2 protein-coding genes are annotated in these 2,127 nt (G+C 38.6%); both read left to right on the forward strand.

The window, feature by feature from the left end:
• Positions 1–208: 208 nt before the first annotated feature.
• Positions 209–1,372 (forward strand): 1,3-propanediol dehydrogenase, encoded by a 1,164-nt coding sequence (gene dhaT / locus BHE89_RS15465; RefSeq protein WP_069369200.1) that lies wholly within the window; start codon positions 209–211, stop codon positions 1,370–1,372.
• Positions 1,373–1,647: 275 nt separating this feature from the next.
• Positions 1,648–1,869 carry an osmotically-inducible lipoprotein OsmB gene (gene osmB / locus BHE89_RS15470; protein ID WP_006536908.1) on the forward strand — a complete coding sequence of 74 codons (222 nt, stop codon included), beginning with the start codon at positions 1,648–1,650 and terminating at the stop codon, positions 1,867–1,869.
• The last annotated feature ends 258 nt before the right edge of the window (positions 1,870–2,127 follow it).

Raw genomic sequence — 2,127 nt, forward strand, 5'->3', positions numbered from 1 at the left:
TGTCAAATCGAATATGTTTAAATCGTTGTTTTGAGTTAATCCGCCTTTAAATATGCATATCCTGTTGACTTATATCAAATGAACCAAAGTTAAATGAATCGATTCATCACACTGATGAGTCATCGCTCTTGACTTAATAACCAATGGGGTGAGAATGCACTAATACTTTAATTTATCTGAATAATAATCTGATATTGGAAGGTTTATCATGAGCTATCGTATGTTTGATTACTTGGTACCGAATGTTAACTTTTTTGGTCCAGGTGCTATTTCCGTTGTCGGTGAACGTTGCAAATTATTAGGCGGTAAAAAAGCCCTGCTAGTAACGGATAAAGGTCTACGAGCAATAAAAGATGGTGCCGTAGATCAAACTATCCATTATCTAAAGGAAGCGGGTATCGATGTTGCTGTATTTGATGGTACTGAACCTAATCCAAAAGATACTAATGTTCTTGAAGGTCTTGCAATGTTCCGTAAAGAACAATGTGACATGATAATTACCGTAGGAGGTGGTAGTCCTCACGACTGTGGTAAAGGTATCGGTATTGCTGCCACCCATGAAGGTGATCTTTACAATTATGCAGGTATTGAAACTCTAACAAATCCACTCCCACCCATTATTGCTGTGAATACCACCGCGGGTACAGCAAGTGAAGTTACTCGCCACTGCGTGCTGACCAATACAAAAACTAAAGTTAAATTTGTTATTGTAAGCTGGCGTAACCTCCCTTCTGTTTCTATTAACGATCCTCTGTTAATGATTGGCAAACCCGCTGGACTCACCGCCGCAACGGGCATGGATGCGTTAACTCACGCTGTTGAAGCTTATATTTCTAAAGATGCTAACCCTGTCACTGATGCCTCAGCTATTCAAGCAATTCGTTTAATTTCTCGTAACTTGCGTCAAGCCGTAGCTTTGGGAACAAACCTGAAAGCGCGTGAAAATATGGCTTATGCTTCACTTTTAGCTGGAATGGCATTTAATAACGCTAATCTTGGTTACGTACATGCGATGGCTCACCAACTAGGTGGTTTATATGATATGCCTCATGGTGTCGCTAATGCGGTGCTATTACCACATGTACTGCGTTATAACCTGATTGCTAACCCAGAAAAATTTGCAGATATTGCTGAATTTATGGGTGAAAATATTACAGGATTATCCGTGATGGATGCAGCGGAACGTGCTATTACCGCTATCGCTCGCCTCTCTGCGGATATTGGTATTCCTCAACATTTATGCGAATTAGGTGTGAAAGAATCTGATTTCCCATATATGGCAGAAATGGCACTTAAAGACGGTAATGCCTTCTCTAACCCTCGAAAAGGTAATGAAAAAGAGATCATCGAAATTTTCCGTCAAGCCTTCTAATTTTTCAAACAAAGCACTAAAAATCATTAACCCACATCGTCGTGGGTTAATGCCTAATTATTCTTTGATAATGAGACACCATTAAAAGCACAAACCCTTAATGCATTTCGCACTCTTTATCTATTTAGTCATGTTCCCATAGTGCATTTAAAATGTATTTTATGGGAGTTCACCTATTTTAAGAGTTTTCTCTCTGTTGTTCCCGAATATTCCGATCCCAGTATAAATACGAGAGGTTTATTTTTATATTGTCCTTTATATCGGAGTTTATAAAAATGAATATCACGTTAAAAAAGATTGGAACACTGTGCGTCGCTTCTGTTCTGCTTTTTTCACTTGCGGGTTGTTCTAGCATGACAAAACGCGATCGTAATACAGCAATTGGTGCCGGTGCAGGTGCTATCGGTGGTGCTATTTTAACAGATGGTAGTGCATTGGGCACTATTGGTGGTGGTGTCTTAGGTGGCGTTATTGGCCATCAAGTCGGTAAAAAATAACCGTCCTTTTTCTATTCTACTAGACTGAGTTTATATTTTTTGCTCAGTCTAGTAACATGTTGCATTAAGATAATCTGCATTTATTTTTGTGTGGCATGGACAACCCGTTTATCTTTCTAAAAAAAATCATCTTGGCTTTATATAAGTCGTTTAGCGATTTAATTCATATCGTGGTGACTTTTATTTTGTGTTTCTTCTGCTTTCTTTTATCACCTACACTGGTTACTGCTGTCATTGGTAGCATCATCATTATTCATT

The organism is Shigella sp. FC1967 (genome assembly GCF_001743005.1).
Taxonomy (GTDB): Bacteria; Pseudomonadota; Gammaproteobacteria; order Enterobacterales; family Enterobacteriaceae; genus Proteus.